This is a genomic window from Microcystis sp. M53603_WE2 (genome assembly GCF_030065435.1).
Genome location: NZ_JASJFF010000498.1, coordinates 1 through 4,048 on the forward strand (window position 1 = coordinate 1; position 4,048 = coordinate 4,048).

The following is a 4,048-nucleotide window of genomic DNA, read 5'->3' on the forward strand; positions in this document are numbered from 1 at the left end:
GCGAGAATTGGCCGATGAACTTAATCCCGCTTTTTATGTCCCCTGCGATGTCCAAAATGACCAACAGGTAGAAGATACTTTCGCTACAGTGGCGGAAAAATGGGGCAAACTGGATATTTTGATTCACTGTCTCGCTTTTGCCGATAAAGAGGGTTTAACGGGCGATTTTACCGCCATTCCCCGGGAGGCTTTCACTAAGTCCCTAGATATTAGCACTTTTTCCCTAACCCGTCTAGCTCGATCGGCTAAACCTTTGATGACGGAAGGGGGAAGTATTATCACTCTTACCTATCTCGGTGGTGTCAAGGTAATTCCTAACTATAATTTAATGGGGGTGGCAAAAGCTGGTTTAGAAATGAGTGTTCGCTATTTAGCCGCCGAATTAGGTGGCCAAAAGATCCGAGTTAATGGTATTTCCGCCGGTCCAATTCGCACCTTAGCATCTTCGGCCGTGGGTGGAATTCTTGATATGATCCATCATGTGGAAGAAATCGCTCCTTTACATCGCACGGTGACACAAATTGAGGTGGGAAATACGGCCGCTTTTTTAGCCAGTGATCTTGCTAGTGGTATTACCGGTCAGATTATTTATGTAGATTCCGGTTACGAAATTATGGGAATGTAGTTTTAAGTAGGTAGGTGTTAAAAACCATCAGCACCCCCCTTATTAAGGGTAGTAGGGTTGATTCATGAATCAACCCTACAATGAATCAACCCTAGGATCAAGGAGGGATCAGCGCCCCCCTTATTAAGGGGGGATCAAGGGGGGATCAGCGCCCCCCTTATTAAGGGGATATCAAAGGCGAAATCTATCTTCAATTTAATTGAAACGACGATCAAAAAAGACTATGATCGTGTTTGTTGCGAAGTTGCTGAAGGGTTTTGTGATCGCTGTCTAGATCGACTTCATCGTAATGTAAATCGGCATCGTGGTTTTTCAAAAAAGCATCCACCACCCAACGAGAAGATAGACCTAAAATACTTCCGACCTCAGCACTGGTGATTTTTTCCGCTCGGTAGGCCTGCACCACCAAAGCCTCTAAAATTTCACGGGTAAGATTATTGTAGTTGTAATGTTGAAGCAATTCATCGGGAATATCGATAGTAATTTTCATGATTTAGCTTCCTTTTTTTTGGGGTTTACTGATAATGTTTATAGAACTTAGGTTGAGTTAAAGCATGAAACCCAACGCCTATTCTACACTTTCTCAACAGGATTTAGTATAACTTTTAGATATGGATAAAGCTGGCATTTCTATTACTTCGCTTCAAATAATTTACAAATCTCTTTAATAGAAATATAGATACCGAGAACAGCACCTAGCAAAAGAGGGATTTGACTATCCGAACCAAGGCATTTCTGAAAATTTTCATCGGTTAACACTTTATAGACGACCTTAACTAGGGTAAATGCAGTCCACAAAGTTAACCCAGAAACAAAAAGAATTTCTAGATAAGATTTATTGTTTCCCCGTCTTGGCTGTTTTTTTGTAACCAGTGCCACGCTTGCGGTAATGACCAAGGTTCCGATTAACAAAAGAAAGTTTTCAATGTTAACAATCTTCATCAAAAATTTATGCTGATTTTGTTTTCCTAAAGGTAATATACCATCCGCAGCCGGCCGCTAATATCGCACCAATAACCGCACCGTAAACTCCCGCAATCGATCCTCCTAGGGCCGCACCTCCCACCGTTACCACCATCAGGCGATCAGCTTTATCCCAAAATCGAGGGGAATCAGCACCCTCGTGATCAAGGGGGGATCCAGCTAATTTTTGGGCAGTTTTTACCCAATCTTGGCTAGGAATAACATCATTAATAAATAGGGACTCGAAATCTAAACTATCGGGAAAAATGACGCTTAAACTTTTGGTGCGTTCTTGGTTAGCATAGGCTGCGTCTAATTCTTCGATCGCTTTTTTATAAGCTTTTTCTAGGGGGGGAAAATCCTTGACAAGTTGCCGCAATTGTGTTGCTGCCTGGGGTTGTTCTTCCCTTAATAATCGTTCAATTTCTTTGAGCGATCGCTGTAGATATTCTGGCAAGGGTTCAGTCTGCTGTGCGAGGGCGATTAGCAGCGCTTCAAGATTGATAATTGTTTTGGGAATTTCCATAAGTTAGTCCTGTCCAGTCAGGGTATAGGCTGCCCAATAGTAAGGATCACCATATTCTGTTAGTTGATCTAGCCCTATTGTACTGCCTTCCTTCAAAGTATTCGCCGCCCTCGCCTCCAGTCGATCGACCCCTTCCCTTAGGTCGGGAAGTTGTCCAAGTTGCTCGATCCAGTTAGCTAGTTGCTGCCAAGTGATATTTTTTAACCAATTTTGTGTATTTTTCAGAGCTAGGGCCGGGGATTCACCCGTTAATAATCTTTGATAGAAGTTAATCATAAACCAAGCACTAGAAATCTCCTTCACCGGCCAGAGGGTACTGACCACATTAGTCGCACCCGCTGCCCGGAAAGCACTGACGAGGCCGACGTATTCGGTAGTAATGCCATCCTTACCGGTGAGAGCGGTTTCACAGGCAGCCAGACAGACGAGACGGTAACTAGAGAGGTTGAGCTTGTTGATATCCCGGACAGTCAATAAACCATCGCTAAGGGCGATCGCAGACTCCTGGGGACGAAAAGAGTCATAAAAGCCGTGACCAGTGAAATGAAAGGTTTTATGGGCATTTTCGAGGGCTTTGCGGACGTTTTCGCGTGATGCCTTTTTCGGGCTGATTCTCTGGCTCGGTTGCAGGATATGGCTAATAATCGCTGATTCCAGTTGGGCGAAATCCATGGGTTTTTGTTCCGTTTTGGGGTCTTCGACGCTGAGGAGGGGAGAATAGGAGGAATCGCCGGACTGGGGACGCAAACCGACCTGAGCAGAGGGGAGATAGGTGGCGGTGTATTTTTCGGGGAAGAGGGTATGTAGGGGGAAGCGGTGCAGATCCCGGTGGGGGATGAGAATCAGGGAATCAACGGAAACCGGCAAAGGTTCGAGAATTTTATCGATCTGTAAAATCCGCTTTAATTGGGCAAAACGGCTGTTAAGTGACAATCTCCAGGGGTGATTTTGTTTATTCTCCGTTTCTTTTTTACTGGCATAGTCAAGGTATTGTTTATCCCATTCGGTTAACCAAGTCCGAAACTGTCGCGCCAGTTGACGGCGTTGTTCTGGCTCGACAATGACGGGATCAGCCTCTGCGGTGATAATAAAGGTGGTGAGATTGTCCTCGCTGAGATACCAGTAAATAATCGCCTTATTCGGACTGGTCAGGCTTTGGATGGTGGCATAATCGGGACTGGTGGGGTTTTCTTGCCAACTATCGAGAATCCAAGTCAAACAACGATTTTTATAAAATTCTGCCTGTTCAATTGCGTCTAGGGGATGATTTTCCTCGATCAGTAAATCGATTTCTAGGTGACTAAAACTGCTGAATTTTGCCTCAAAAGCCGGTTTATCGCGTTTCTGGGCGCGTAGTCGAGTAAAAAGGTGGCGCCCCTGTTGTTGATAGAATCGCGCTTCAGGGATTTCCTGTAGGGAAAGATGAGCGCGGATCAATCCTTGCAGAATTTCTAAATGATCTTCGGGGAAGTCTTTTTCGGTGAGAATCGGTAAAGCGATTTGATAATGTCGGATTGCTTCGCGCCAATAGGGACTAGCTTTCTCTTTATACTGGGAATGTTCCAGATAAGCTTCCCCTAGATAGCGATAAATTTGCCCCCACGGAGGCGATCCTTGAATGAGGTGGGGAAGTGCCTCCCGGAGGGCGAAAATATGGGGTTCTCGGTCATTAAGGGCTACTATCGGTTTACGGTAAATGAGAGCTTCTAGACTGGGAGTAGAAACGCGATTTTTACTCAGAGAACAAACGGCCCACCCTCGGTTGTTCCAAGCTTCATGGTAATCGGGTTTAATTTCTAAAGCTCGATCGTAGGATGCGATCGCTTGTTCAAATCTGCCTAAATTAGCTAACGCAACCCCTCGGTTGTTCCAAGCTTCATGGAGATCGGGTTTAATTTCTAAAGCTCGATCGTAGGATGCGATCGCTTGTTCTA

At 45.0% G+C, this 4,048-nt stretch carries 5 protein-coding genes; 1 reads left to right on the top strand and 4 read right to left on the bottom strand.

Annotation, left to right across the window (positions count from 1 at the left end; translation table 11 throughout):
* On the top strand, positions 1–625 hold a 625-nt coding region (locus PX481_RS10355), incomplete at its 5' end, for an SDR family oxidoreductase (protein WP_288094545.1).
* Positions 626–836: 211 nt separating this feature from the next.
* On the opposite strand, the gene PX481_RS10360 is transcribed toward PX481_RS10355, so the two are convergent.
* The 4 genes from PX481_RS10360 to PX481_RS10375 form a co-directional block, all read right to left on the bottom strand.
* Complete coding sequence (locus PX481_RS10360) at positions 837–1,115, bottom strand: UPF0175 family protein (protein WP_288094546.1); 279 nt, start codon at positions 1,113–1,115, stop codon at positions 837–839.
* Between the two features lie 143 nt (positions 1,116–1,258).
* Entirely contained in the window at positions 1,259–1,504 is a 246-nt protein-coding gene (locus PX481_RS10365; protein ID WP_288094547.1) for a hypothetical protein, read from the bottom strand.
* Positions 1,505–1,574: 70 nt separating this feature from the next.
* Positions 1,575–2,114: a hypothetical protein gene (locus tag PX481_RS10370; protein WP_288094548.1), complete on the bottom strand. Its 540-nt coding sequence runs from the start codon at positions 2,112–2,114 to the stop codon at positions 1,575–1,577.
* Between the two features lie 3 nt (positions 2,115–2,117).
* Positions 2,118–4,048, bottom strand: a 1,931-nt coding sequence (locus PX481_RS10375) for a CHAT domain-containing protein (protein WP_288094549.1), incomplete at its 5' end; no start/stop codon positions are given.

Coding starts and splice junctions, on each gene's coding strand:
- PX481_RS10360 (WP_288094546.1), bottom strand. CDS start 1,115: ATGAAAATTACTATCGATATTCCCGATGAATTGCTTCAACATTACAAC.
- PX481_RS10370 (WP_288094548.1), bottom strand. CDS start 2,114: ATGGAAATTCCCAAAACAATTATCAATCTTGAAGCGCTGCTAATCGCC.